The 24,673-nt window shown below is 72.7% G+C and carries 21 protein-coding genes; 11 read left to right on the forward strand and 10 right to left on the reverse strand.

What is annotated here, in order from left to right:
- Positions 1–13: 13 nt before the first annotated feature.
- The 3 genes from ACXNSR_RS05785 to ACXNSR_RS05795 form a co-directional block, all read right to left on the reverse strand.
- A complete protein-coding gene (locus tag ACXNSR_RS05785; RefSeq protein WP_458641064.1) occupies positions 14–457 on the reverse strand; it encodes a roadblock/LC7 domain-containing protein in 444 nt (147 codons plus the stop codon).
- Positions 457–3,039 carry a sensor histidine kinase gene (locus ACXNSR_RS05790; RefSeq protein ID WP_458641065.1) on the reverse strand — a complete coding sequence of 861 codons (2,583 nt, stop codon included), beginning with the start codon at positions 3,037–3,039 and terminating at the stop codon, positions 457–459. The genes ACXNSR_RS05785 and ACXNSR_RS05790 overlap by 1 nt, the downstream gene beginning before the upstream one ends.
- Before the next feature lie 102 nt (positions 3,040–3,141).
- Entirely contained in the window at positions 3,142–3,921 is a 780-nt protein-coding gene (locus ACXNSR_RS05795) for an MHYT domain-containing protein (protein ID WP_458643576.1), read from the reverse strand.
- A gap of 185 nt (positions 3,922–4,106) precedes the next feature.
- Here ACXNSR_RS05795 and ACXNSR_RS05800 point away from each other — a divergent pair, with 185 nt between their 5' ends.
- The gene (locus ACXNSR_RS05800) at positions 4,107–4,706 is read left to right on the forward strand and encodes a class I SAM-dependent methyltransferase (protein ID WP_458641066.1); all 600 of its coding nucleotides are present in this window, start codon (positions 4,107–4,109) and stop codon (positions 4,704–4,706) included.
- Between the two features lie 50 nt (positions 4,707–4,756).
- On the opposite strand, the gene ACXNSR_RS05805 is transcribed toward ACXNSR_RS05800, so the two are convergent.
- Entirely contained in the window at positions 4,757–5,671 is a 915-nt protein-coding gene (locus ACXNSR_RS05805) for an oxygenase MpaB family protein (RefSeq protein WP_458641067.1), read from the reverse strand.
- A gap of 135 nt (positions 5,672–5,806) precedes the next feature.
- Between ACXNSR_RS05805 and ACXNSR_RS05810 the strand changes: the two genes are divergently transcribed.
- Together ACXNSR_RS05810 and ACXNSR_RS05815 are read left to right on the forward strand one after the other, a co-directional pair.
- Positions 5,807–6,595 carry a hypothetical protein gene (locus ACXNSR_RS05810; RefSeq protein ID WP_458641068.1) on the forward strand — a complete coding sequence of 263 codons (789 nt, stop codon included), beginning with the start codon at positions 5,807–5,809 and terminating at the stop codon, positions 6,593–6,595.
- A 269-nt stretch (positions 6,596–6,864) separates the two neighbouring features.
- Complete coding sequence (locus ACXNSR_RS05815) at positions 6,865–7,863, forward strand: polyprenyl synthetase family protein (protein ID WP_458643577.1); 999 nt, start codon at positions 6,865–6,867, stop codon at positions 7,861–7,863.
- Positions 7,864–8,015: 152 nt separating this feature from the next.
- Here the strand turns inward: ACXNSR_RS05815 and ACXNSR_RS05820 are convergent, their stop codons facing one another.
- The gene (locus ACXNSR_RS05820) at positions 8,016–8,198 is read right to left on the reverse strand and encodes a hypothetical protein (RefSeq protein ID WP_458641069.1); all 183 of its coding nucleotides are present in this window, start codon (positions 8,196–8,198) and stop codon (positions 8,016–8,018) included.
- 184 nt (positions 8,199–8,382) lie between these two features.
- On the opposite strand from ACXNSR_RS05820, the gene ACXNSR_RS05825 reads away from it, so the two are divergent.
- From ACXNSR_RS05825 to exaC, 4 genes are all read left to right on the forward strand, one after another.
- On the forward strand, positions 8,383–11,454 hold the full coding sequence (locus ACXNSR_RS05825) for a DEAD/DEAH box helicase (protein WP_458641070.1): 3,072 nt from the start codon (positions 8,383–8,385) through the stop codon (positions 11,452–11,454).
- A gap of 3 nt (positions 11,455–11,457) precedes the next feature.
- Positions 11,458–12,741 (forward strand): SWIM zinc finger family protein, encoded by a 1,284-nt coding sequence (locus ACXNSR_RS05830; RefSeq protein WP_458641071.1) that lies wholly within the window; start codon positions 11,458–11,460, stop codon positions 12,739–12,741.
- Positions 12,742–12,869: 128 nt separating this feature from the next.
- Complete coding sequence (locus tag ACXNSR_RS05835) at positions 12,870–14,135, forward strand: GAF domain-containing protein (protein ID WP_458641072.1); 1,266 nt, start codon at positions 12,870–12,872, stop codon at positions 14,133–14,135.
- Positions 14,136–14,400: 265 nt separating this feature from the next.
- Positions 14,401–15,924, forward strand: coding sequence for an acetaldehyde dehydrogenase ExaC (gene exaC / locus ACXNSR_RS05840; RefSeq protein ID WP_458641073.1), 1,524 nt, complete (start codon positions 14,401–14,403; stop codon positions 15,922–15,924).
- A 238-nt stretch (positions 15,925–16,162) separates the two neighbouring features.
- Here the strand turns inward: exaC and ACXNSR_RS05845 are convergent, their stop codons facing one another.
- From ACXNSR_RS05845 to ACXNSR_RS05855, 3 genes are all read right to left on the reverse strand, one after another.
- Positions 16,163–16,702 carry a GNAT family N-acetyltransferase gene (locus ACXNSR_RS05845; protein ID WP_458641074.1) on the reverse strand — a complete coding sequence of 180 codons (540 nt, stop codon included), beginning with the start codon at positions 16,700–16,702 and terminating at the stop codon, positions 16,163–16,165.
- A gap of 130 nt (positions 16,703–16,832) precedes the next feature.
- A complete protein-coding gene (locus ACXNSR_RS05850) occupies positions 16,833–18,113 on the reverse strand; it encodes a DUF418 domain-containing protein (protein ID WP_458641075.1) in 1,281 nt (426 codons plus the stop codon).
- Complete coding sequence (locus ACXNSR_RS05855; RefSeq protein ID WP_458641076.1) at positions 18,110–18,976, reverse strand: alpha/beta hydrolase family protein; 867 nt, start codon at positions 18,974–18,976, stop codon at positions 18,110–18,112. Before ACXNSR_RS05855 ends, ACXNSR_RS05850 begins: the two co-directional genes overlap by 4 nt.
- Positions 18,977–19,115: 139 nt before the next feature.
- On the opposite strand from ACXNSR_RS05855, the gene ACXNSR_RS05860 reads away from it, so the two are divergent.
- Positions 19,116–19,760 (forward strand): GNAT family N-acetyltransferase, encoded by a 645-nt coding sequence (locus ACXNSR_RS05860; RefSeq protein ID WP_458641077.1) that lies wholly within the window; start codon positions 19,116–19,118, stop codon positions 19,758–19,760.
- 148 nt (positions 19,761–19,908) lie between these two features.
- Positions 19,909–20,463, forward strand: coding sequence for a PaaX family transcriptional regulator C-terminal domain-containing protein (locus tag ACXNSR_RS05865; protein WP_458641078.1), 555 nt, complete (start codon positions 19,909–19,911; stop codon positions 20,461–20,463).
- Positions 20,464–20,628: 165 nt separating this feature from the next.
- On the opposite strand, the gene ACXNSR_RS05870 is transcribed toward ACXNSR_RS05865, so the two are convergent.
- Positions 20,629–20,763, reverse strand: coding sequence for a hypothetical protein (locus ACXNSR_RS05870; RefSeq protein WP_458641079.1), 135 nt, complete (start codon positions 20,761–20,763; stop codon positions 20,629–20,631).
- A gap of 494 nt (positions 20,764–21,257) precedes the next feature.
- Complete coding sequence (locus ACXNSR_RS05875) at positions 21,258–21,506, reverse strand: hypothetical protein (protein ID WP_234319456.1); 249 nt, start codon at positions 21,504–21,506, stop codon at positions 21,258–21,260.
- On the opposite strand from ACXNSR_RS05875, the gene ACXNSR_RS05880 reads away from it, so the two are divergent.
- Together ACXNSR_RS05880 and asnB are read left to right on the forward strand one after the other, a co-directional pair.
- Complete coding sequence (locus ACXNSR_RS05880) at positions 21,394–22,524, forward strand: MFS transporter (protein ID WP_458643578.1); 1,131 nt, start codon at positions 21,394–21,396, stop codon at positions 22,522–22,524. The two genes, ACXNSR_RS05875 and ACXNSR_RS05880, sit on opposite strands and share 113 nt — an antisense overlap.
- A gap of 180 nt (positions 22,525–22,704) precedes the next feature.
- Positions 22,705–24,555: an asparagine synthase (glutamine-hydrolyzing) gene (gene asnB, locus ACXNSR_RS05885; RefSeq protein WP_458641080.1), complete on the forward strand. Its 1,851-nt coding sequence runs from the start codon at positions 22,705–22,707 to the stop codon at positions 24,553–24,555.
- Positions 24,556–24,673 lie beyond the last annotated feature (118 nt).

Here is a 24,673-nt window from a genome sequence, read left to right on the forward strand (position 1 = left end):
CGGACCGCCGCCCTCAGCCTGCGGCCGGCGGGTGCGCCGCGAACCGGGGCGGGGTGTAGAGGTGCTCGCCGACCCGCTTCACCAACCGGGCCATCTCGTAGGCGATCAGGCCGATATCGGCACTGGCGGCACTGATGACGGCCAGGCATGAGCCGTCGCCGGCGGCCGCGACGAAGAGGAAGCCCTCGTCCATCTCGACCATCGTCTGGCGCACGCCCCCGGCGTGGAAGTGCCGGCCCGCGCCCTTGGCCAGGCTGTGGAAGCCGGAGGCCACCGCCGCCAGGTGCTCGGCGTCCTCCCGGCCGAGCGCGCTGGAAGCGCCGACCGCCAGGCCGTCGTTGGAGAGGACCACGGCATGCCGGACCTCGCGCACCCGGAGCACCAGGTCGTCGAGCAGCCAGTCCAGTTCGCCGGACCTGCGGCCGCCGTCGAGGTCGATCCTTTGGTGTTCGATCATCACACTTCTCCTTCGCTGCCTTCGTGAGGGGAGTTCTCCTGGGCGCCGCGGACCCAGCCGGCGCGGTAGGCCGCCATCCGGTCCCGGGCCTGTTCGGGGCTGCGGCCCGGCGGCTCCTCGGGGAGGCGTGATGCGGCCGGTTCCTGCGGGGCGGGGGCCTCGCGAAGCTGCGGGACGAGACTGGCCTGGCGCACCCTGCGCGGCAGTTCCGTCACCGACGCCGGGGGCGCGGCGGCCGTCCGGGTACGGGTGCCCGCGCCACCGGGGATGCGGGGCCGGAGCGAGGCCACCGGAGCCGGGCGCGGCTCCTCGTGTTCGGGATCCGGGGCCGAGTCCGGAGCCGGGGACTGCGCGTCCTCCCGTACGACGGCCATGGCGGGTGGCCGTTCCGCCCCCGCGACCGCCCCCGCGACCGACTTCGGTGCCGGAACAGGAGCAGGAGCAGGAGCGGGCGGCTCCGGGCGGGGCGCTGGGCCGGAATCCGGGGCCGAGCCGTGGGCGGAGGCAGCAGCGGCAGCGGCCGGGGCTCCGGTCGTGATCGCTTCCTGGAGCATGGTCTTGGGCAGGAGCACCACCGCGGTGGTGCCGCCGTAGGGCGACTTGCGCAGGTGCACCTTCACCCCGTGGCGGGCCGCGAGGCGGCTGACCACGAAGAGCCCGAGCCGGTCACTGTCGAAGAGGTCGAGGGACTCGGACTGCTCGATGCGGCGATTGGCGTCGCCGAGGGATTCGAGGCCCATACCGAGACCGCGGTCCTCGACCTCCAGGACGTAGCCGGTGCCGACGGGCTCGCCGCTGACCCGGACCTTGGTGTGCGGCGGGGAGAACTGTGCCGCGTTCTCGATGAGTTCGGCGAGCAGGTGGGTGAGGTCGGCGACGGCGCCCCCGACCACGGCGGCCTCCGCGAGCTGCCGGACCTCGATCCGCGGGTAGTCCTCGATCTCGGAGACGGCGGCCCGCACGACGTTCGTGAGGGGGACCGGCGTCCGCCAGGCCCGGCCCGGAGCGGCCCCCGACAGGATGATCAGACTTTCTGCGTGCCGGCGCATCCGGGTGGTCAGGTGGTCGAGGCGGAAGAGGTCGCCGAGCTCGTTCGGGTCGTCGGCGCGACGCTCCATCGAGTCGAGCAGGGTGAGCTGTCTGTGGACGAGTACCTGGCTGCGGCGGGCGAGGTTGACGAAGACACCGGAGATCCCGTCGGCGAGTTCCGCCCGTTCGACGGCGGCGCTGAGCGCGGCCCGGTGGACGGTGCCGAGCGCCTCGCCGACCTGGGTGATCTCGTCCTCGGCCGGCGGCCCGGGCGGGGTCTCGGCGTCGACGTCGATCTCCTGGCCGGCGCGCAGCCGGTCCATCGCCTGCGGCAGTTTGCGGTGGGCTATCTCCAGGGCGGTGTTGCGCAGCGAGACGAGTTCGACGACCAGCGCCCGGCCGATCCGGACCGAGATGACCAGGGACGCGGCGACGGCCGCCAGACCCAGCAGCACGGCGGCCCCGGCCGGGGTGAGCGCCCCCTCGGTGAACGGGCCGGCCCGGTCGGCGGCCGCGGCCTGCGCGGCGGCCTCGACCTCCCTCATCGAGGAGGCGATGCCGTTGTGGGCTGCCTCCCATCCGGCGGGCAACCCGCGGCTCTCCTTGGAGGTGCCCGCGGCCAGCGCCCGGTCCTCGGCGCCGGTGAGGTCGGCGTAGGCGGCGCTCTTGGCGGCGGACTCCCAGACGGCCTGCTGTTCGGCGGGGAGGTCACGGGCGGCGGCGTCGGTGAGTGCGCGGCGGGACTCGACGGCGCCGGTCAGCTGCCGAAGCGTTTCGGCCGTACGCGGTCCGGGGGCGGCGAGCAGCGCGTCCTCCCGTGAGAGCAGTTCCGCGGCGCGGGAGAACTCGAGCAGGACCCGGGCGTCGGGGCCGAGTTCGGCCTTCTCCCCGCCGGTCAGGGCGCCGCCGACGGCGAAGGCGGAGTCGACCACGCGGGTGTAGATGGTGTAGGCCGCCTCGGGGGTGGCGCGGCGGTCGGTGATGTCCTTGCGCGACGCGCCCAGGCCTTCGACGGCGGCTACGAACGCCTCCAGCCGGACCACGATGTCGGAGCGGTAGTCGCCGGAGTCGGCGACGGTGTGCTGGTCACCGAGCCGCAGCCGCTGCACGGCGGCGTCGGTCCGGCGGGCCTGCTGGTCCAGGGCGCCCGGGTCGGAAGCGGGGTCGGCGAGCAGACGGACGGCGGCCCGCCGTTCGGCCTGGAGCTCGGTGACGGCGGCGGCGACGGGCGTGCGTATCTCGGTGTCGACCTGGTGGACGCGGCTGAGCCGGGCCATGTCCTGGGCGGTGTTGACGGTGGCGAAGGCCCAGAGGGCGAGGAGCGAGACGACCGGGACCATCAGCAGCGAGACGATCTTCGCGCGGACGGTGGCGGGGCGCAGGCGCAACCGCCGGCGGCCTCCACTCGCGCGCGCGGCGGGCGGGTCGGGCCGGTGGCCCGGGAGCTCGGCCGGTTCCTCGGCCGGCGGCCCGGCGTGGGCCCGGCGGCCGCGTGCCGGGGGCGCGGGCAGCCGCGGCGCCGCTGCTTCCGGTCTTCTGCGGGGTGTTCGCATGGGCTCCTCGTTCCGGGCGGTGCCTACGGGTGCGGTGTGGGAGGTGGGACGGACAGGTGATGGCCGGTACGCGGCGGTGGGGGCAGTGGGGGGCAGTGGGGGTCAGTGGGCGGTCACGGTGTGCTCCCCCAGGTGCCGCGCCGAAGCGGAGGCGGTGCGTTCGTCGATCGTCGGGGAGAGCGCGACGAAGGCGGCGGTGATGAACAGGTAGGAGCCCAGCCCGACGGCGAGCGGGAAGATGAACTGCATGGCCGTGGCTCCGGGCAGGGCCGCGTCCGAGGGGCTGACGCTGACGGCGACGGCCATCATCCCCGTGTAGTGCATGCTGCTGACAGCGGCGCCCATGACGAGCGAGGCGACGGCGACCGCCACCGGTGACTTGATGTTGAGCGCGGCCCACAGGGCCGCGGTCGCCGCGATCACGGCGATGGCGACGGAGAGTCCGACGGTGAGCGGATCGTAGGAGACGTCGCCGTGCAGACGCAGGGCCGCCATGCCCAGGTAGTGCATGCTGGCGACGCCGAGCCCGGTGGTCAGACCGCCCAGAACGAGAGACCGGCCGCGGTCCTTGCCGTAGCCGACGGCGAAGACTCCGGCGCCGACGACCAGCACGGCGACGAGCAGGCTGAGGATCGTGAGCGGCACGTCGTAGTGGATCTCGGTGCCCGTGACCTCGAAGCCGAGCATCGCGACGAAGTGCATGGTCCAGATGCCGGTGCCGATGGCGGAGGCCGCGGTGAGGAGCCAGTTGCGGCGGGAGGCTCCGGTCGTGGCGAGAGCCCGGACGGTGCAGCGCAGCCCGAGGGCGGCACCGATCGATGCCATCACATATGACAGCGCGGGTGTCAGCCACCCGTAGGCGGCGTGGTCCAGATGTCCCAGGTGTCCCATGGCCACGGGACGCTAGTCCGGGTGAGGGCGCGAACAGGGGGCGCATTTCGAAAGCAGCTGGAACTGCTGGAATATGACAGAGCTACGTTCATCTTCGATCACACCACGTGCCAGCTTGCACACGGTCCGCAGGTGGGCGGGGACTCCGGCGGGTGCCTGTGGGGGATCATGGCCGCATGAGCGAAGACCACACACACGTGCAGGAGTTCTTCGGGGCGCGTGCGGCCGACTGGGACCGCAGGTTTCCCGGGGACGGGCCCGCGTTCACCACCGCCGTGACCGAGTTCGGGCTGCGGCCCGGAGACCGCGTGCTCGACGCGGGCTGCGGCACCGGGCGCGCCATGACCGCGCTGCGGGCCGCCGTCGGACCCGCCGGGACCGTGCTCGGCGTGGACCTCACCCCGCAGATGCTGGCCGCCGCGCGGCGGGCGGGGCGGGACGCCGAGGGCGCCCTGCTGCTGGCCGACGTGGCCCGGCTGCCGCTGCGCGACGAGGTGCTCGACGCGGTGTTCGCCGCCGGGCTCATCGCCCACCTGCCCGATCCGGGGGCGAACCTGCGCGAGCTCGCCCGGGTGGTCCGCCCCGGTGGCGGGCTCGCGCTCTTCCACCCGATCGGCCGAGCGGCCCTCGCCGCGCGGCACGGCCGCGAGCTGACCCCGCAGGACATGCGTGCCGAGCACAACCTCGGCCCGCTGCTCACCGGTTCGGGCTGGGACATGACCTCGTACGCCGATGAAGACGACCGTTTCCTGGTGCTGGCCGTACGGCGTTCCTGAATGCACCCGTACGCCGGTCCCGCGCCCGGGGTCCGCGCAGGCGCCCGGGATCAGGCCGGAGGCTGGGCGTCCGCTCCGGCGGGCCGGCGGGGATGCGGAACGGGGCAGCCGCCCGAGCCGGGCACGGGGAACGTGCCGAGCTCGCCCACGTCGTAGCCGTCCGGATAGCCCTTGATCTCCGGGTTCTGGCGGGCGTAGTGCGGGGCTCGGCGCGGGGGCAGGAGCCGTACCGCGCGGCCGCGCAGCCACAGCGCGCCGTGGACGAGGCCCCGGACCGGGGCGCGGGGGGTCTCGTAGCGGAATGCGTCGAGCAGCGACTCGTCGAGGAGGGCGAGGCTCGCGCGCCGCACGGCGGGGGCGACCGGCGCCGGGTACCAGGAGGCCATGAGGTCGAGGGTGGAGTCGGCGACCTTGCGGGCGCCCTCGTCCCAGCCGAAGTGGGCCTCCTCGTAGGCGTCGAGGGTGGTTTCGAACTCCTCGTAGGTGCCTGGGATGTCCGTGATGCCCAGGTGGCGGCCGAGGGTGGCGTAGTAGTTCGCGCAGGCCCTGCGCTCGTGATGGGTCAGCGGACGCCAACCGTAGGCGTCCAGCCAGCGCGCCGGAATCACCACGAAGGTGCTCAGGACGTAGCGCATGTCCTCGTTGGAGATGTCGTAGCTGCGGTGCATCTGGTTGACACGGCGGATGGCGGTGCGCGCGGTGTCGCTCTCGAAACCGTGCTCGACGACCGCGTCCAGGAGCAGTGCGGTGTCGTCGTAGCGCTTCTGGGTCCGGTCGGTGAACTCGGCCGTCTCGGCTAGCAGGCCGCCGATGCTCGGGACGGCATATGTCCGGAACAGGGCGAGTTCCAGGGCGCGGGTGAAGTCCCAGGGGAACTCGTAGGTGGCGGTGAGCCGGTAGATGGCGAGGAAATCCTTGTCGGGATCGAGACGGAGGATCTCCCTCAGCCGATCGTAACGCTGCACCGGGTGTCCCTTTCTGTGGCGGGTTCCCAACTCTACGTGCAGGTAGCAGCCTTGGAAATCGTGTCCCGCAGGCTCTCGACGGGCGGGTTACCCGCTGGTTAAGGTGCGCCGACGAGAGAGCTACCGGGAGGCCAGGTGTCCGACGACGAGGGCGGCGGCTCGCTGTACGTGCTGACCGCCGTGCTGCTGACCCCGGCGCAGTTCCCCAGCATCCTGGGCGACGACTTCCCCGAGGCCTGCGCCCTGCTGGGCGTGGCGCCGGGCGGGGAGGGGTACGGGCTGGTGCTCGGCCAGGACGAGGAGGGCGCGCGCTGGACGGTCGTCGTGGACGACGTCTCGCTCGTCGCGACGGCCATCGCCTCCTGGGACTGCGGGATGGAGTACGACCTGTCCCCCGACGAGCGGACGATCGTGGTCTCGCTGGCGGGCTGGCCGCTGGACCTGTCGGTGGCCGCTTCGGGGATCCCGGAGCCGCACGATCCCGAGCAGGGCGCGGACGGTACGGGGCGGGTCCCGCTCGCCCCGCCCTCGGCGGACGCATGGGGTCCGGTACAGCGGCGGATGGGCGCGGACCAGATCGCGCGGGAGTGGGCGGACTGGCGGGAGCGCGTGGCCACGGACGGCGGGGCGGCCGCCGCCGCACACCCCGGGCTCGCGCGGGCGCTGGAAGAGGCCGTGGCGTACACGGAGAACCCGCCACCGCCCGGCCGGGTGCGGTCCTCGTTCGCCGGCGAGGAGGCCCGTACCCTGCGGGTGGACGGGCCCGGCTGGTCTCTCGTGGCGCGCACCGGAGAGACGGCCTTCGTCCTGCTGGACGAGGAACCGAGCGAGGTGCTCACGGTCCCTCACGAAGGCTCCTCGGCCCTGCCGGACCTGCAGGACCTGCTGACGGCACTCGACCGCATCGCGGTCCGCCCCTCGTGAACGGCCATCGGAGCGGGCGGCGGCAGTGACGGCCGCGAAGGCAGAGGCGGTGGCCCCGGCGCACGACGCGTACCGGGTGGTCGGTCGGCGCCCGGCCTCCCCGCGCGGACCGTCCCGACCTCTCGTGATCGAAAAGAACCAGCCACGGAGACCGGAAATCGCTCTGGATCCCCCTCCTCCGGAATGATCGAATCGGCCAGTCAAGCGGCTCAAAGGTGCGCACCTCGCACCTGTGGCCCATTCCACGACGGAGGCCATTCTTGAATTCCATGTCCTACCTGGACCTGCACCGGGAAGTCTCGCAGGACATCGACGCGGAGATCGACACCGCGCTGGAGCGTCTCGGCCCACTGGCGAGCACGACCAGGAACTCAGTGGCCAAGCTCTTGGAGCACCGCAAACTGAGACATCCCCTCTCGGTGCTGCCGCTCCTCACGCACGCCATAGAGACCGGTAATCCGAGGCCGGCCATACCGCTGTCCGCCGTCCATCTGCTGTGGTGGACCTCGGCCTGCTACCTCGACGACCTGGCGGACGCCAACGGCGCCTCCATCTCGGGCGAGCTCACCGAGAACGAAGCGCTGCTCGCGTCCGTCATCACGGGGAACTCGCTGCCCATTCAGATCCTCCTCTCGCAGGATCTCCCGGAGGCGGCGCGCAGCGCACTGATAACCGAGATCCTGAACGGCTGGATCATCGGCGTCGACGGCCAGATCGACGACATGCGCGGGGACATCTGCAGCGCCTCGCGGAAATCGGTCGTCGAGACCTACCGCGGCAAGTCCGGTGCGCCGTTCGGAATGATCACGGCAATGGCCGCGATATTTTCGGGAGCATCGGCCGAGAAGGTCGAGCTGTGGCGTGAATTCGGCTACGTCTTCGGCATCCTTTGGCAAATATTCAACGACCAGGAAGACATCCTGTCCGGCCGCAACGAGGACGTGCTGAACGGCACGGTCACCTATCTGCTCGCCTCCGTCCTCGAGGACGCCTCGCCGGATTCCCGGGAGCGGATCCTGGACCTGTGCGCCATCGCCGGGCGCTCGCACCAGGCCAGAGCGGAACTCGAGGGACTGCTGCGGACCCCCACCGCCCTCGACCGGTACCGGGCGGAGATCGACGCGTTCCGCGCCGAGGGATACCGAATCCTCGACGAGCTGGGCGGCGACGAGACCTACCTGCCGGTGCTCCGGCACCTCGTGGACCACGCGTCCCAGATGCTGCTCGAAGCGGACCTCGCCCCGGTCGCCGTGAGCGGCGCCGCCTGACCCGGCCACCGTCCGGGCGAGCCGCACCCTCCGGGCGTCGCCCCCACCCAATGGGTTCAGGACCGGGCCCCGGCCCCGCGGTCATGCCTGCCGGGCTCCGCGTCGAAACCGGAGCCCGGCCACCCCGCCGGGCGAGTGCGCGGCGGCCGCGGTCAGCGGCCTATCTGCTTCCTGGACAATCCCCGCAGACGACGCCGCTGGGAGGAATCCAGCAGGAGGTAGGCGGCGACCGGCACGCCGATCAGGACCAGCAGCCCCGCCCAGAACCCCACGGTCCAGAACAGCACGATGGCTGCCACGACTCCGGCAACCGCGATCTTTCCGCTCGTGGACATCTGCGGACACCTCCTCCTGCCGTCGACCACTCCTACCCGCTCAACGCCCCGTCGCGACCGCGCGTTCCCCGACACCCGGACGGCCCTCGAAGTCGCCCGGGGCGCAGCCGAGGCCCCCGTCGCCGGCGCCCTCGGTGAGGTACCCTCGGCAACCCCGTACCCGGTAGTCAAATTTGAGGAATGCGTGCTTCCTGAAATCTCCGGCCTCGCCCACCACCACTGCGCCGTGTTCCTTCCCGCCGACCCGCCGCGCGGCTCCCGGATCGCCCTCTGGCGGACCGGCGGCACGGTGCCCGGCGCTCCTGCCGGTGCCGACGGCTCGGAGGAGCTCACGGTCATCACCCCCGGCCTGCGCCGGGCCACCGTGGTCGCGCGCGTCCTGTCCATGGACGAAGCCCTGCCCCTCCTCACCCGCGCCCGGTCCGCGGCGGCCGCGGCGGGGACCGCCGGTGGGGGCGAGGCCACCGTCAGCTCCGCCACGGCGTTCTGGGGCGCCGCGGCGCTGCTCGCCCTGCGCTTCGCCGCGCGCGGGCAGCTGCTGCCCGGGCTGAGCCCCACCGGCCACGACGCCTGGCGGATCGGGCCGCTGGAGCCCGGAGACCTCGACGAGGTCCGGGAACTGGCCGCCGCCATGCCGCCCGCCGCCCACTGCGTGCCGCTGAACGCCGACGGCCCGGCCCGGCTGCCCGCACCGGAGCCGCTGCTGCGGGCCTTCCTCGACGCCGTCGCCGACACCCTGCCCCGCTCCCCCGCCGCCCCCGCGGCCGCCGGTGGCCCCGTCTACGCCGACCGCCCGCCGCGGCTCCACCCCGAGCTGCGCGGATGGGCCGCCGAGGTCGCCGCCGGCCATGACGCCGGCGTCCGGATCTCCCTGCGGATCGAGCTCGATCCGGCCCTCGATCCGGCCCTCGATCCGGCCCTCGCCCCGGTGCTCGACCCGGCCGCGGAGCAGTCCTCCGACGCCGCCCCGGGCTTCCGGGCCGTCCTGCAGATGCACAGCCTGTCCGACGCCGCCCTCGTCGCCGATGCCGCCGACGTCTGGTCCGGATCCGGTGCCGCCGCGGCCGCCTTCCCGCCCGGCGTCCGGATGGACGCCCTCCGCGCCCTGCGCCGCGCCGCCCGGCTGTGGCCCCCACTCGCCCCGCTGCTGGGCTCGGCCGTCCCGGACGCGGTGGAACTCGCCGACGAGGAGGTCACGGAGCTGCTCGGCGAAGCCGCGGCCGCCCTGGCCGCCGACGGGGTCCAGGTGCACTGGCCGCGCGGGCTCGTGCGCGACCTGAACGTCCGGGCCGTCCTCGGCTCCCCCGACGCCACGCCCGACGACGCCTCCGGCGACACCTCCGTGGGTACCCGCCCCTCCGGCCTGCTCTCCCCCGGCGCGCTGCTCTCCTTCAGCTGGCGCCATGCCCTCGGCGACCAGGGCGATCTCACCCGCGCCGAACTCGACCGGCTCGCCGAGGCCAAGCGCCCCCTGGTCCGGCTGCGCGACCAGTGGGTCCTGGTCGACCCCGCCGAGGCCCGGCGGGCCCGCGCCCGCCAGGATCGCAGGATCGCGGGCGCGGACGCACTGGCCGCCGTACTCACCGGGTCGGCGGAGATCGACGGCAAGCGGGTCGACGTAGAGGCCACCGGCCCGCTGGAGGGGCTACGGGCGCGCCTCGCAGCCGAACCGCGGGAAACCCCCGCGACCCCCGACACCCCCGATACTCCCGACGCCCCCGGCGCGCCGCCGGAGCTGCGGGCCACCCTGCGCGACTACCAGCTGCGCGGTCTGCGCTGGCTGGTCCGGATGACGTCGCTCGGCCTCGGCGCCTGTCTCGCCGACGACATGGGCCTCGGCAAGACCGTCACGCTCATCGCACTCCACCTGCACCGCAACCGGCCGTCGGCCCCGGACACCGAACCCGCCACCGCCGGGCCCACCCTGGTGGTGTGCCCGGCCTCGCTGCTGGGCAACTGGCAGCGGGAGATCGAGAAGTTCGCCCCCGGCACCCCCGTACGCCGCTTCCACGGACCGGGGCGCAGCCTCACCGGACTCACGGGTCCCACGGGACCCACGGGTCCCACGGGTCCCACGGGCGGGTTCGTGCTCACCACCTACGGCACCATGCGCCTGCACGCGCCCGAACTCGCCACCACCCGGTGGGGCATGGTCGTCGCCGACGAGGCCCAGCACGTCAAGAACCCGCGTTCCGCCACCGCCAAGGCCCTGCGCACCATCCCGGCCCCGGCCCGCGTGGCTCTGACCGGCACCCCCGTCGAGAACGACCTCGCCGAGCTGTGGGCCATCCTCGACTGGACCACTCCCGGAATCCTCGGCCGCCTCGGCACCTTCCGCTCCCGCTACGCCGACCCCGTCGAGAGCGGCAGCGACCCGCAGGCCGCCGCCCGGCTGTCCGCGCTGGTACGGCCGTTCCTGCTGCGCCGCAAGAAGTCCGATCCCGGCATCGCGCCCGAGCTGCCGCCCAAGACCGAGACCGACCACACCGTCGCCCTCACCCGTGAACAGACCTCGCTCTACGAGGCGGTCGTACGCGAGACCCTCGCCGCGATCTCGGAGGCGGACGGGATGGAGCGGCGCGGTCTGGTGGTCAAGCTGCTGACCTCCCTGAAGCAGATCTGCAACCACCCGGCCCACTACCTGCGGGAGCACGGCCCCTCGGAACGCGGCGCCAAGGAGGCCGGTGGGGCCGGTGGGGCCGGCGGCGCCGTTGCCCGCTCCGGAAAGCTGGAGCTGCTCGACGAGCTCCTCGACACGATCCTGGCCGAGGGCGGATCCGCCCTCGTCTTCACCCAGTACGTGGCGATGGCCAGGATCCTGGAGAAGCACCTGCGGGCCCGGGGGATCAGCTCGCAGTTCCTGCACGGCGGGACGCCGGTGCCGCACCGTGAGGAGCTGGTCGACCGCTTCCAGGCCGGCGAGGTGCCCGTCTTCCTGCTGTCCCTGAAGGCGGCGGGCACCGGGCTGAACCTCACCCGGGCCGGGCACGTCATCCACTTCGACCGCTGGTGGAACCCGGCCGTCGAGGAACAGGCCACCGACCGCGCCTACCGCATCGGCCAGACCCAGCCCGTCCAGGTCCACCGGATCATCGCCGAAGGCACCGTCGAGGACCGGATCGCCGAGCTCCTGGCCCGCAAACGCGCCCTCGCCGACTCCGTCCTCGCGGGCGGGGAGGGCGCGCTGACCGAACTGACCGATGCCGAACTGGCCGAGCTCGTGGCGCTGCGCCCGGGCCTGCGGCGCGGGGAGTGAGCGATGAACACCCGAGACCCGTACGAGAAGACCTTCCCGGCCGTGCCGCCCACCCGCGGCCGCGGCTTCGCCCACACCTGGTGGGGCCATGCCTGGCTGCGCGCCCTGGAGGACAGCGCGCTCGACGGGACGCAGGTCAAGCAGGGGCGCCGGTACGCGCGCTCGGGCGCGGTCGGCGCGGTGTCGGTGCGCCCCGGCGGGCTCACCGCGGTGGTGCGCGATCCGGACGGGACGGCGCACCGGACGGACGTACTGGTGCAGGAGTTCACGGAAGCGGAATGGGACCGCCTGCTGGATCTGGCCGCCGCGGCGGCCGGGCACATCGCGGCGCTGCTCGACCGGGAGGTTCCGCCCCAGCTCGCCGAGGACGCGGCCGCGGCCGGGGTGGAGCTGCTGCCCGGCATCGGGGACCTCGATCCGCGCTGCGACTGCGGCGAATGGGACCACTGCCGGCACACGGCCGCGCTCTGCTACCAGGTGGCCCGGCTGCTGGACCAGGACCCCTTCGTGCTGCTGCTCCTGCGGGGCCGGGGCGAGCGCGAGCTGGTGGACGAACTGGCGGAGCGGAGCGCGGCGGAGGCGGACGCAGCGTCAGGGACCGACACCGATAAGGACGTTCAGCAGCAGCCCGCCGACGGGGGGATCCCGGCGGCGGAGGTCTTCGCGGCCGGCGCGGCCCTGCCCGCCCTGCCCCCGCTGCCGGGACTGCCGTCGGCGCCGGGCCAGCCCCCGACGCTGGACACGGAGGGCGGAGCGCAACCGGAACTCGATGTGGACGCGGTGGAGTTCCTGGCGCAGGCGGCCGCGACCGAAGCCCATCGGCGGCTCGCGGAGGCACTGGCTCCGGGCCACGCCGATCGCGCCCCGGCGGCCCCGCTCACGCTCTCCGAGGACGCCGTGCGGCTCGCGGCCGAGGGCGGTGACCTCCGGGTCCGCTCCCGCCTGGCGGCGGCCACCGGGCGCAGCCCGGCCGCGCTGGAACTGGCCGTACGCGCCTGGGGCTTCGGCGCGGCCGCGGGCCTGGCGGCGCTGGAGGACGACCGGACGCCGAGCCGGAGCGAACTGGCGGGGGCCCGCGCGGCCCTGGCCGCGGCCTGGGCGGACGAGGAGGCTCCGGTGCTCCGCCGGGTCCGCGCCCGCTGGACGCAGGAGGGCACCGGCCGCCAGCTCCGGCTGGGCCGGGAGGGACGCTGGTGGCCGTACCGCCGCGAGGCGGGCCGTTGGATCCCGTCGGGCCCCTCCGCCCCGGACCCGGGCTCCGCGCTGGAGGCCGATCCCGCCCCGTGAGTTCCAGGGGTGTCCTGGCCGACGTACGGCTTGCCGGGACCCGCTACCCGGACGACGATGGTGGCGCTCCGCAGCTCCGCAGCTCCGCAGATGCGCAGCTCCGTACCGCGGTACCACGGGAGGGTGACATGGGCGATCCGTCGGTGGCGCTGCCGGGCGGGGCCGATCCGGCCGCGCGCACACGCGAACTACGGCGGGCCCATGCCGCGTTCACCCGGGACGGGCGGGTCGAGGGCCCGGTCCGGGCGGTCATCGCGCGCTCCTGGCGGCGGTGCGCGCGGGCCCGGCTCAGCCCGGAGTGCGCACCCCGGGTGGAGCTCGCGGAGGCGGAGCTGCGCCCGTACCGCGAGGGGCACCCCCTGGCCCGGGTGATGCCGCTGTTCCGGGATCTCGTCGGGGCGTTCGCCGCGCACGGGGCGCATCTGCTGGCGGTGTGCGACGCGCGCGGCAGCCTGCTGTGGGTGGAGGGCGAACCGGGCACCCTGCGCAGGGCCGAGGGCCTCGGCTTCGTTCCGGGCGCGCACTGGGCGGAGTCGGCGATGGGGACCAACGCGCCCGGGACGGCGGTCGCGACGGGCGAGCCGGTGCAGGTCTTCGGGGCCGAGCACTTCAGCCGCCGGGTGCACCCGTGGACCTGTGCGGCGGCTCCGGTGCGGGATCCCCGGACGGGCAGGCTGCTGGGCGCGGTGGACATCACCGGGGGCGACGGCCTGGCCCACCCGCACTCCCTCGGCTTCGTACGGGCGGTGGCCCGGGCGGCGGAAGCCCAGCTGACCCTGCTCGAACCGGATCAGCCCGCCGCCGGCGACACCCTTGCCGCCCTCGGCCAGGACGAGGCGCTGCTGGTCACCGCCGGTCGCAGGCTCCGGCTGGGGCGGCGGCACAGTGAGATCATGACGCTGCTCGCCCACCATCCCGAGGGCCTGTCGGGCGAGGAGCTGACGATCGCCCTGTACGAGGACGAGTCGGTGTCACCGGTGACGTTGCGCGCCGAGATCTCCCGGCTCCGAGCCCTGCTGGGGCCGTCGGCGCCGCGTTCGCGCCCGTACCGCACGGCCGGTCCGCTGGACGCGGACTTCACCTCCCTGACGCGGCAGTTGGCGGCCGGGGCGGTGTCCGCGGCCCTCCACCACTACCCCGGCCCCCTGCTGCCGGGCTCCACCGCGCCCGGGATCGTCCGGCTGCGGCGCCGGATCGAGGACCAGGCGCGGGCGGCCGTGATCGCGCGGGCGGATGCCGGGCTGCTGACCGACTGGGTGTGCAGCCCGTGGGGCGCGGACGACCCGCAGGCGTGGCAGGCGCTGGCGGCGGCCCTGCCGCCGGAGCGACGGCCGGCCGCGCTGGCCCGCGTGCACGCCCTGGACCGGGAGCTCGGCGCGCGGCCGCGGCCCTAGCCGTCTCTTCCGGATCCTGCCGGGCCCGCGACGCCCGGCACCGCACCCGGCCGCGTTGTCGGGGCACCCGCATACGTCCAGTACACGGGCACCCCTCCGCCTTGCCCTGCACGGCACCGGAGGCCGCGGGCTCGGCCGACAAGATCCGAAAGAGACGACCCAGCCCGGTGGACGGCGGCGTGCAACGTATCCGCAACCTGCCCGTCCCTAGCCTCCACCCGAGCGCTGTCCGACGGCGGCCGGCGCCCGGCAAGGGGAGGACACCATGGCCCGCTACGCTGCGCCCGGTACCGAGGGGGCGCTCATGTCGTACGCGTCCCGCTACGACCACTTCATCGGCGGCGAGTACGTTCCGCCCGCCCGCGGCCGGTACTTCGAGAACCCCTCGCCCGTCAACGGCCGCGTCTTCACCGAGGTCGCCCGGGGCACGGCCGAGGACGTGGAGCGGGCGCTGGACGCGGCCCACGCGGCGGCGCCCGCGTGGGGGCGCACCTCGGTCACCGAGCGGTCGTCGATCCTGCTGCGCATCGCGGACCGGACGGAGCAGCACCTGGAAGCCCTGGCGGTCGCGGAGACCTGGGAGAACGGCAAGCCGGTGCGGGAGACCCTGGCGGCCGACCTGCCCCTGGCCGTCGACCAGTTCCGGTACTTCGCGGGAGCCCTGCGCGCGCAGGAGGGCGCGCTGAGCCAGCTCGACGACGACACCGTCGCCTACCACTTCCACGAACCGCTGGGCGTGGTCGGGCAGATCATCCCGTGGAACTTCCCGATCCTGATGGCGGTGTGGAAGCTGGCCCCGGCGCTGGCGGCGGGCAACACCGTGGTCCTCAAGCCCGCCGAGCAGACCCCGGCCTCCGTCCACTACTGGCTGAGCCTGGTGGCGGACCTGCTGCCGCCGGGCGTGGTCAACATCGTCAACGGCTTCGGGGAGGAGGCGGGCAAACCGCTCGCGTCCAGTCCCCGGGTGGCGAAGATCGCCTTCACCGGCGAGACCTCCACCGGCCGCCTGATCATGCAGTACGCGGCGGAGCACCTCAAGCCGGTCACCCTCGAACTCGGCGGCAAGAGCCCCAACCTCTTCTTCGACGACATCTGGTCGACGGACGACGACCTGCGCGACAAGGCGCTGGAGGGCTTCACGATGTTCGCCCTCAACCAGGGCGAGGTGTGCACGAGCCCGTCGCGCGCTCTGATCGAGCGGGGCCGGTACGGGGACTTCCTCGACGCGGCCGTGGCCCGCACCGAACTGATCGTGCCGGGGCACCCGCTGGACACGGACACGATGATCGGGGCCCAGGCCTCGGAGGAGCAGCTGAAGAAGGTCCTGTCGTACGTGGAGATCGGTCAGCGGGAGGGCGCCAAGGTGCTCACCGGCGGCGAGCGCCGGGAACTGGAGGGCGACCTCGCCGGTGGCTTCTACGTCCAGCCGACCATCTTCGAGGGGGACAACCGGATGCGGATCTTCCAGGAGGAGATCTTCGGGCCGGTGGTGTCGGTGACCTCCTTCCAGGACTTCGACGACGCCCTGCGGATCGCGAACGACACGGCGTACGGCCTGGGCGCGGGCGTCTGGACCCGGGACATCAACACCGCCTACCGCGCCGGCCGCGCGATCCAGGCGGGCCGCGTGTGGACGAACTGCTACCACGCGTACCCTGCCCACGCCGCTTTCGGCGGATACAAGCAGTCGGGCATCGGCCGCGAGACCCACAAGATGATGCTGGAGCACTACCAGCAGACGAAGAACCTCCTCGTCTCGTACTCGCCGAAGCGGCTCGGCTTTTTCTGAGCCTCTTCGGCGTCCCTGCCCCGACTCACCGCCACCGGTGCGCAGGAGGTCACCGGGTCGTCGCGACGGCCCGCAGGGCGATCCACGTGTCGCCCTGCGGGCGTGGTCCATGACCAGGCGTAGCGGCCCGGTCGTGTGGGTGCCGGACACCGTGACCGAGATCAAGCAACACTCGCATGCCGGCACTCACCCGACAGCCCGTGGTCCCTCACGGGCAGCGAGCCTCCCGCATGCCCTCTCACAGCGGCTCCGGATCCGTTGCCAGTCGGGCATGGAGTTCCACATCGAAGCGGACTCCGTCGTATTCGAGCTTCTGCCGCTGCCGCCCTTCCACCGCGAAGCCGGCAGCGCGAGCCACCCCGCACGAGGCCGGATTGTTCACCCGGTGCCCGAGCTCCAACCGGAAGAGTTCCGCATCGCCGAAAGCCCAGCGGGCCACACCACGGCAGGCGCCGGACGCCGCACCCCGGCCGCGAGCCGTTGCCGTCGTCCAGTAGGACACCCATCCGACGCCGTGGCGCCGGTCCACCGAGCCGACACACACCTGACCGAGGACGAGGCCACCGCCATCGACGACGGCGAAGGAATAGGCGGAGTCAGTAGCCCATCGGTCACCACGAGCCGCTATCCACCGCTCGGCAGCCTGGACGGAATCAACCGGCTCATCGGACTGTCCACGCATGAGCGGATCCGCGAACGCGGTCATCACCGCCCGGGCATCCTCGGTCTTCCATCTCCGCAACGCCAGGCCGGGGGCGGCATTCACATGATCGCGCACCGCCCGAGTCTTCCTCAGCAGGCATCGCCCGTCACGTCGGTTACCCCAGTAGCGGCCCTTACGGCCACGACCGGCAGTACGACGTCCGGATCGGCCGGATCCAAGCCCCGGGCCGGCCAGAGGCGTGCCGTCATGCTGCTCTCCCCTTCCACTTCGGCAGACGGCCCAGGGTAACTGCGCGCAGCAGCCACTCCACGGGCCCGTAGCGATGGCGGGCCAGCCACCACCGGCTGAAGAGGAGTTGGGCGGCGAACAGGGTCAAGGCGGTGAGGGTGACCGGAGCGGGGGCGACGCGGCCGACGAGGGCGGCGCCGAAGCCGGTGAACACGAGCGCCAGCACCAGCGACTGGGTGAGGTAGTTGGTCAGCGTCATCCGGCCGGCGGGGGCCAGGACCGCCGCCAGCCGTGGGCCTCGGGGGCCGGCCAGGATCCGCAGGACGGTGGCGCCGTAGGCGGCCGCGAGCAGCGGTGCGGTCACCACGTCCACGGCGACCGCGACCAGTTGGTACGCGGTCCCCGGGTGTGCGTGGCCGGCGTGCGCCCAGACCAGGCCGCCCGCCAGGCCGACGGTGAAGCCGGTCCACTGCAGGCGCCGCAGGACCGGCAGGTGGCGGATGGGGTCGGTGAGCGCCTTCCGCTTGCCCGCGGCCAGGCCGAGCAGGAACGCGGCGAAGGCGGCCGGGGCCTGGAAGAAGGCCAGCATGAACGCGACGTCCGGCAACTGGCGCAAGTGGGTGGCGATCACCGAGCCCGCGTCGCCGCGCAGCGCCTCGGTGGCCTGCCTGCCCTGCTCGCCGACCGCTGCGGTGTCGATGCCCCCGCCGCCGGCGGCGGCGACCAGCGCGGCCAGCAACAGGTAGGCGACCGCGGTGGCACCCAACAGTACGACGGCGGTGCGCGCGGCGGTACGCGGCCGGAGCCGGTGCACGGCGAGCAGGACCAGGCCGAGCACGGCGTAGGTGGTGAGGATGTCGCCGGGGAAGAGCAGGACGGCGTGGCAGAGACCGAGGACGAACAGCCCCGCGCAGCGCCGCAGGAAGCGGGGCAGGAACGTCGCGCCGTCGCGTTCCGCCGAGGTGAGCTGGAGGGTGAAGCTGTACCCGAAGAGGAAGGAGAAGAGCAGGTAGAACTTGGCCTCGAAGAAGGTCTCCGTGACGAAGCGGACGGCGGTGTCGAGGCCGGAGCCGAACGCCGGGTCGTCCACCCCGCTTCCCCGGTAGGCGGAGGCCATGAAAGTGATGTTGACGAGCAGGATGCCCCAGAGGGCGAAGCCGCGCAGGGCGTCGACGTCGGCGAGGCGCCGTGCGGCCGGCGCGGACCCGCCCGTGGCGGCGTTCCCTCCGGGGTCCTTCCCGGTGTTCCTCCCCGGGTCCTTTCCGACGGCGGGTCCTGTGGTGGGTCCGCTGGTCATCGCTTCGCCCCTTCCATGTCGACGGAGGCCAGGAAGTTCTGCTGGTCGGTCAGGAAGCCTTCGGTGAACAAGGCCCTCGGTGCGGACACCGCGGTCGCGGTGAGGCGCAGCCACGAAGCCTCGACCTCGCGTTCGACCAGGCCGTGGGTGGCACCGGGGTAGTGGGCGACGCGCAGGGCGGGCCCGGGCAGCAACCGCTCGTAGCGGGCCTCGGTGTCGGCGGTGTCCACGTTCACGTCGTGTCCGGCGAGGACCAGCAGGACGGGCACGCCGCGCAGCGCCGGGAGGTCGGCGGTGGCGTCCGCCGTGTGGTTCTTCGAGACGAACCGCCAGCGGGCGGGCGTCATGCCCTGCGGATCGCCGACGGCGCGGACGTACTCCTCGTACGGGGCTCCGCGCGCGAGCAGTTGCAGGCCCGTCTCGCGGCGGCGCAGCGCGGCGGCGGTCTCGGTGTCGGAGGCGCCGTGGCGGCGCAGCTCGGCGAGGAGGTTGTAACGGCCCTGCTGGTGCCAGTTGACGGCGGGCGGGACGGCGATGACGAACCGGATCCCGGGGTCCTTGGCCGCGATCCTGGGCAATACCCACCCCGCCCGGCCGGCGCCCCACAGGCCGATCCGGTGCCCGTCGATGTCGGCGCGGCGCCGGGCCCAGGCGATGGCGTCGACGGGGCCGTCGCCGTGGACGAGGACGACGAGGGGGAAGGGCCCCTTCCCCTCCTCGGGCAGGGCCGGCACGCCGTTCGGGGTGCGTCCGCCGTGGCGTACGGTCACCGCTCGTTCGCGCAGGTCGTAGCTGTTCTGCCAGGCCGCCAACCCGCCCGGCGCGGCTGCCACGAGGGCCAGTGCGGCGAGTGTCGCGCCCACGGCCCGGGCGTTCCGTCGGCGTTTCGTACGTACCGCTGTCATCGGTGGCATTCCACCTCTCCTCAAAAACTATCGAACAGCAAACGCTCGTTTTGATTTCGACCGTACTATCTTCGTACGAAGAACGCGAGGAGGAATCGTGGACACAGCAGTCGTCATCCGCCGCGGCGTACCGCACGGGGCCGAGGACCAGGTCGCGGCCCTGTACTGGGAGGCCTTCGGCCGCAAGCTCGGGGCCGCCCTCAACCCGCCCGAGCACGGACGCGCCTTCATCGCCCGCCACCTCCACCACGACCGCGCCGTGGTCGCCCTCGCCCCGGACGGGGAACGGGTGGCCGGGGTGGCCGGGTACCGGCTGGGCGGGCGCGGACTGACCGGTGGGACCGTGCGCGACGTGCTGTCGGCCTACGGGCTGTTCCGGGGGCTGCCCCGGCTCGCCGTGCTGGCCCTGCTGGAACGCACCCCCGAGCCCGGGGAGCTGGTCATGGACGGCATCGCCGTCGACCCGGCCGGCCGGGGCAAGGGCGTCGGCAGCCTGCTGCTCACGGAGATCGCCGCCGTGGCGGCCGAACACGGCTGCTCGCGCGTCCGCCTGGACGTCATCGACGTCAATCCCCGCGCCCGCGCCCTGTACGAACGTCACGGCTTCGACGCCGTGCGCACCGAACGGACGCCGTACCTCAAGGGCCTCATGGGCTTCGGCGCGGTGACCACGATGCATCGGGCCGTCCCCGCCCGCCCTGGCGGCGGCACCCCCGGCAGCCTCGAGGAGCAGCAGCGATGACCAGCGGACCCGCGACGGAGCCGGCCGCGCCCGAAATCGGGACCAGGACGCCGGTGTTCGCCCTCGTCCGCGAGGACGGGACGGTCGACGCCGGCGAACTGTACGCCGTCGCCGAGACCCTCGGCACGACCGGCCAACAGGTCCGGCTGTGCCTCAAACGTCTCGTCGCCGAGGGCCGGTTCACCCAGGAGGGCCGCGGCCGCAAGGCACGCCTGTCAGCGCCAACGCGATCGGCGACATCGTCGAGGCGCACGCGCGCCACCTCGGGGTCCTCGCCTCCCTGACCCGCCTGACCAGCCGGGACCTGCGGCTCGGCGAGGAGGACGACGCCACCCGGCTCGCCGCCCGGATCTGGCCGCTGCGGGCGGTCGCCGAGCGGTACGAGGAGCTGGCCGCGCTCGCCTCGGGCCGCCTGACCCGGCTGTCCGCGCCGCGACCGCTCACCGGGACCGAGCGGCTGACGTACGCGATCGAGCTCGCCGCGGCCTTCACCACCGCCATGGAACCCGACCCGCTACTGCCCCCTGAGCTGCTCCCCCAGCCCTGGCCGGGTACCCGCGCCCGCGCGCTGGCCGCACAGTGCTGGGACGCCCTGGCCGTCGGCGACGACGAGGGCCCCGGGCGGCTGCGGCTGTTCCGCCTCTACAGCGGCACGGCCACCGCCGCGGCCCCCGCGCCTCCGTCGGAGCGCGAGGAGGGCTGACCGGCCCGGGCGTCGGCCGGAGATCTCCTCGTCTCGTACCCGCCCCAGCGGCCCGGCTTCTTCCAGGGGAGCAAAAATGGCGCCTGAACTGGGCTTCTGCCCGTCAGGCGCCGTTGGCTCGACCCGCTCGACGCGGACATCGCCCCTTCTCGGTCCCGATCAGGGTCAGGCGTTCTCGTCGACGGGGAGGAAGCGTTCGATGCCGCGCTCGGTCATCTCGTCGAGTACGCGCTGCCATTCCTTGACGTACTCGTCCAGCTGTTCCCGTCGCACGGCCAGCTCGACGCAATACCCCGGCATGCTGGCATCGTACCTGCGTTGCGCCTCTCGCCTCTGTGCGGAGACACCGTCGCGGTCGAGTCCCACCGCCTTCTCCTGCACGTTCCTTCGGATTGCCTCTTCAGACTCGAACACTCTTCTCCCCAATTCAGCAGACGACCTCGTCGGACCGATACGCCCACTGCGGCGGCGCAGCGGCACGATATGCGACGCGGGAGAACCAGAACAACATCGAATCGAGTCGCGGTCCGGCAGGTTTGCGACGTGAACCATCGCGCGCCGATTTTCCTGCGCGGACAGTTTCTCGACTTGGCGAAGTCGTCGCGGGCCACACGGCGCCTCCCGCGCGCCGCATCGTGACGAACGGCCCGCTCCGCCACCTGAAGCAACCCGTTGACCTGCTGAAACACCGGAGCTGATGACTCCGTGGGTGCAGCCGGATCACTCCCGACGCCTCGAGGGGCCGGTTGTTGGTGTCGAGAACCTGCCAGAAGATGGTGCCCGTTCCTGCTGGACTAGAGATCACGCAACTCTGCATGTGATGCCCAACTCAGGACGGGATTCATGTCCACAGCAACCACCACTTCTGTCCAATCCCCCGCACCGACGGACCGCTCGCCGTTCATCTCCTGGCTGGCCGTCATTTCGGTAATGCTGGGGATCTTCTCCATCGTCACGACCGAGATTCTTCCGATCGGCCTTCTCACGTCGATCGGATCGAGTTTCACCATTTCGGACGGAATGGCTGGTCTCATGATGACCATGCCGGGATTCCTCGCCGCGGTCTCGGCCCCCGTGGTCACCGTGGCCACAGGGCGCATCGACCGGCGGGTCATGCTGGCTGTGTTCATCCTGCTCCTGGCGCTGGCCAACTTCCTGGCCGCCGTCGCCTCGAGCTACTGGCTGGTCCTGATCTCCCGCGTCATGGTGGGCATCACCATCGGCGGATTCTGGTCCATCGGCGCCGGACTCGCCGGCCAGCTGGTCCCCGCGAAGTCCGTGGGCCGCGCGACCTCGGTGATCTTTTCCGCCGTACCGCTCGGCTCCGTACTCGGCGTGCCGCTGGGCACGTTCATCGGTGACGTCGCAGGCTGGCGGACGGCGTTCCTCGTCATGGGCTGCTTCACGCTGGCCGTCCTCGTGCTGCTGCTCGTGGTAGTCCCGCCCCTGCCTTCCGACCGGGCGACGCGCCTCGACGTCCTCGGTGGCATGCTCCGAAGCGTCAACACCCGCTTCGCACTGGTCATGACCTTCCTCGTCGTGCTCGCCCACTTCGGCACGTACACCTACGTCACCCCGTTCCTCGAGCAGGTGACCCATGTCGGTTCGGGTCTCATCACGCTCTACCTGCTCATCTACGGAGCGGCCGGCATCGCCGGCAACTTCCTGGGCGGAGCCACGGTGGGGCGCTACCCGCGGTCCACCTTCGCCGCGGCCGCCGCGCTGATCGCCGGCGCCACCCTCCTCCTGCCCGTCCTGGGGCACTCGGACGCCGGCGCAGTGGCACTGCTGGTCGTCTGGGGCGTCGCCTACGGCGCTGTCCCGGTCTGCTCCCAGACCTGGTTCTCCAAGTCGGCCCCGGACTCCCCCGAGGCGTCCTCGGTCCTCTTCACCGCCTCCTTCCAGGCCACGATCTCCATCGGAGCCCTGGTCGGAGGGGCGGTCCTCGACCGCTCCTCGCCCTCCGCGGTCATGGTCCTGGGCGGACTGGCAGCCGTCCTGATGGTCCTCGTGGCCTGGGCCCACTGGGCCGGAAAGTACACGTGGCCCAAGGCCTCCTAGCCACACCCGCGAACGGGGCGGCCGCCCGCCCCGGCGCATGCTCCACCGCTTCCCCCCTCCCGCCCACGGTCGCGCCCGCTCCAGCGGGCCGGCCCGGCGAGAGGTGTCTCCACCTCCCTTTCCCGGACCACCTCGATGAGCCAGGTGCTCACGATCGCCTATCTAAGGAGAACGTCGCTTATGTGCGGCATTGCGGGCTGGATAGATTACGGGCGCGATCTCACCCAGGAGCGCGCCATCGTCGACGCGATGACCCAGACGATGGCGTGCCGCGGTCCCGACGCCGAAGGCGTGTGGATCGATCAGCACGCCGCCATCGGTCACCGTCGTCTCTCCGTCATCGACCTGGAGGGCGGACGTCAGCCGATGACCGCCGAACAGGACGGGCGCATGCTGGCGGTGCTGACCTTCAGCGGTGAGATCTACAACTACCGCGAGCTGCGCGCGGACCTGATCTCCCGCGGACACCGCTTCCGTACCGAGAGCGACACCGAGGTGGTCCTCCGGGGCTACCTGGAGTGGGGCGAGGGCGTCGTCGACAAGCTGAACGGCATGTTCGCCTTCGGCATCTGGGACGTCCGCAACGAGGAGCTGCTCCTGGTCCGTGACCGGATGGGCGTCAAGCCGCTGTACTACTACCCCACGGCGAACGGCGTCCTGTTCGGCTCGGAGCCCAAGGCCATCCTCGCCCACCCGGAGATCCCGCGCCGGGTGAACGAGAACGGCCTGCGTGAGCTCCTCGACATGGTGAAGACCCCCGAGCACGCCATTTTCACCGGGATGTACGAGATCCGGCCGGGGCACACGGTCCGCGTCCGCCGCCAGGGGCTCGTCAAGCGCCGCTATTGGGCGCTCGAGGCCAAGGAGCACACGGACTCCCTGGAGACGACCATCGAGACGGTCCGCGGACTCCTCGACGACACCGTCAGCAGGCAGCTGATTTCCGACGTCCCGCTGTGCAGCCTGCTCTCCGGCGGCCTGGACTCCTCCGCGGTGACCGCGCTGGCGGCCAAGGCCCTGGCCGCACAGGGCGGCGGACCGGTGCGATCGTTCTCCGTCGACTTCGTCGGCGCCGCGGAGAACTTCGTCCCGGACCCCCTGCGGAGCACCCCGGACGCTCCGTTCGTCCGCGACCTGGCCCAGCACGTCGCGGCCGAGCACAGGGAGATCCTGCTCAACAGCGACGACCTGAGCGATCCCGGCGTCCGGGCCGCGGTCCTCGCCGCCACCGACCTGCCGCCCATGTGGTACGGCGACCTGTGGCCCTCCCTGTACCTGCTCTTCAAAGCGGTTCGGGAGCGGTCCACCGTGGCCCTGTCCGGCGAGTCCGCGGACGAACTCTTCGGCGGGTACAGCTGGTTCCACGATCCCGAGGTCCTCACGGCCGAGACGTTTCCCTGGCTCACCTCGACGCCCGGCCCCTTCTACGACGGGACGCCGCTGTTCGACGGCGGACTGCTGGGCAGGCTCGACATCCCCGGCTATCGGCGGTCGAGCTACGGCGACGCCATCGCCGAGGTGCCGGTCCTCCCCGGCGAGACGGGCCTGGAGAAGCGGATGAGGGAGATCAGCTACCTCAACCTGACCCGTTTCCTCAACACCCTCCTCGACCGCAAGGACCGCATGAGCATGGCCGTCGGGCTGGAGGTCCGCGTCCCGTTCTGCGACCACCGCCTCGTGGAGTACGTGTTCAACGCGCCCTGGGCCATGAAGACCTTCGACGGCCGGGAGAAGAGCCTGCTGCGCGCGGCCACCCGCGACGTGCTGCCCGAGTCGATCGTGAAGCGTGTGAAGGCGCCGTACCCGAGCACGCAGGACTCCGGTTACGAGAAGAAGCTCCGCGACCGGCTCGCCGAGGTGCTCAGCAGTGGTGACGCGCCGATCCTGCCGCTCCTCGACAAGGACCGTGTCCGCGGCCGGCTCGACGGCAGCATCAGCACGGCCAGCACCCAGATCACCCGGATCGACCTCGAGGTTCCGCTCTGGCTCAACGCCTGGCTGGAGTCCTACGGCGTCACGATCGACCTGTAGGACGTTCCCGCGCAGCCGTGCGCATCGGCCGTGAACGGCTGGGCGCACGGCACCCGCTCTCCCGGTGGCCCCCGCAAACCCCCGTCGGGGGCCACCGGGCTTCTCCGCGTCCGCGGGA

The sequence above is a fragment of the Streptomyces sp. NC-S4 genome (assembly GCF_054353315.1).

What these genes read in the sequence shown, in the direction of transcription:
- ACXNSR_RS05785 (WP_458641064.1), bottom strand. Translation starts at nt 457, where the DNA reads ATGATCGAACACCAAAGGATCGACCTCGACGGCGGCCGCAGGTCCGGC.
- ACXNSR_RS05790 (WP_458641065.1), bottom strand. Translation starts at nt 3,039, where the DNA reads ATGCGAACACCCCGCAGAAGACCGGAAGCAGCGGCGCCGCGGCTGCCC.
- ACXNSR_RS05800 (WP_458641066.1), top strand. Translation starts at nt 4,107, where the DNA reads ATGAGCGAAGACCACACACACGTGCAGGAGTTCTTCGGGGCGCGTGCG.
- ACXNSR_RS05815 (WP_458643577.1), top strand. Translation starts at nt 6,865, where the DNA reads ATGTCCTACCTGGACCTGCACCGGGAAGTCTCGCAGGACATCGACGCG.
- ACXNSR_RS05820 (WP_458641069.1), bottom strand. Translation starts at nt 8,198, where the DNA reads ATGTCCACGAGCGGAAAGATCGCGGTTGCCGGAGTCGTGGCAGCCATC.
- ACXNSR_RS05830 (WP_458641071.1), top strand. Translation starts at nt 11,458, where the DNA reads ATGAACACCCGAGACCCGTACGAGAAGACCTTCCCGGCCGTGCCGCCC.
- ACXNSR_RS05835 (WP_458641072.1), top strand. Translation starts at nt 12,870, where the DNA reads ATGGGCGATCCGTCGGTGGCGCTGCCGGGCGGGGCCGATCCGGCCGCG.
- exaC (WP_458641073.1), top strand. Translation starts at nt 14,401, where the DNA reads ATGGCCCGCTACGCTGCGCCCGGTACCGAGGGGGCGCTCATGTCGTAC.
- ACXNSR_RS05850 (WP_458641075.1), bottom strand. Translation starts at nt 18,113, where the DNA reads ATGACCAGCGGACCCACCACAGGACCCGCCGTCGGAAAGGACCCGGGG.
- ACXNSR_RS05870 (WP_458641079.1), bottom strand. Translation starts at nt 20,763, where the DNA reads ATGCCGGGGTATTGCGTCGAGCTGGCCGTGCGACGGGAACAGCTGGAC.
- ACXNSR_RS05880 (WP_458643578.1), top strand. Translation starts at nt 21,394, where the DNA reads ATGCTGGGGATCTTCTCCATCGTCACGACCGAGATTCTTCCGATCGGC.
- ACXNSR_RS05875 (WP_234319456.1), bottom strand. Translation starts at nt 21,506, where the DNA reads ATGGTCATCATGAGACCAGCCATTCCGTCCGAAATGGTGAAACTCGAT.
- asnB (WP_458641080.1), top strand. Translation starts at nt 22,705, where the DNA reads ATGTGCGGCATTGCGGGCTGGATAGATTACGGGCGCGATCTCACCCAG.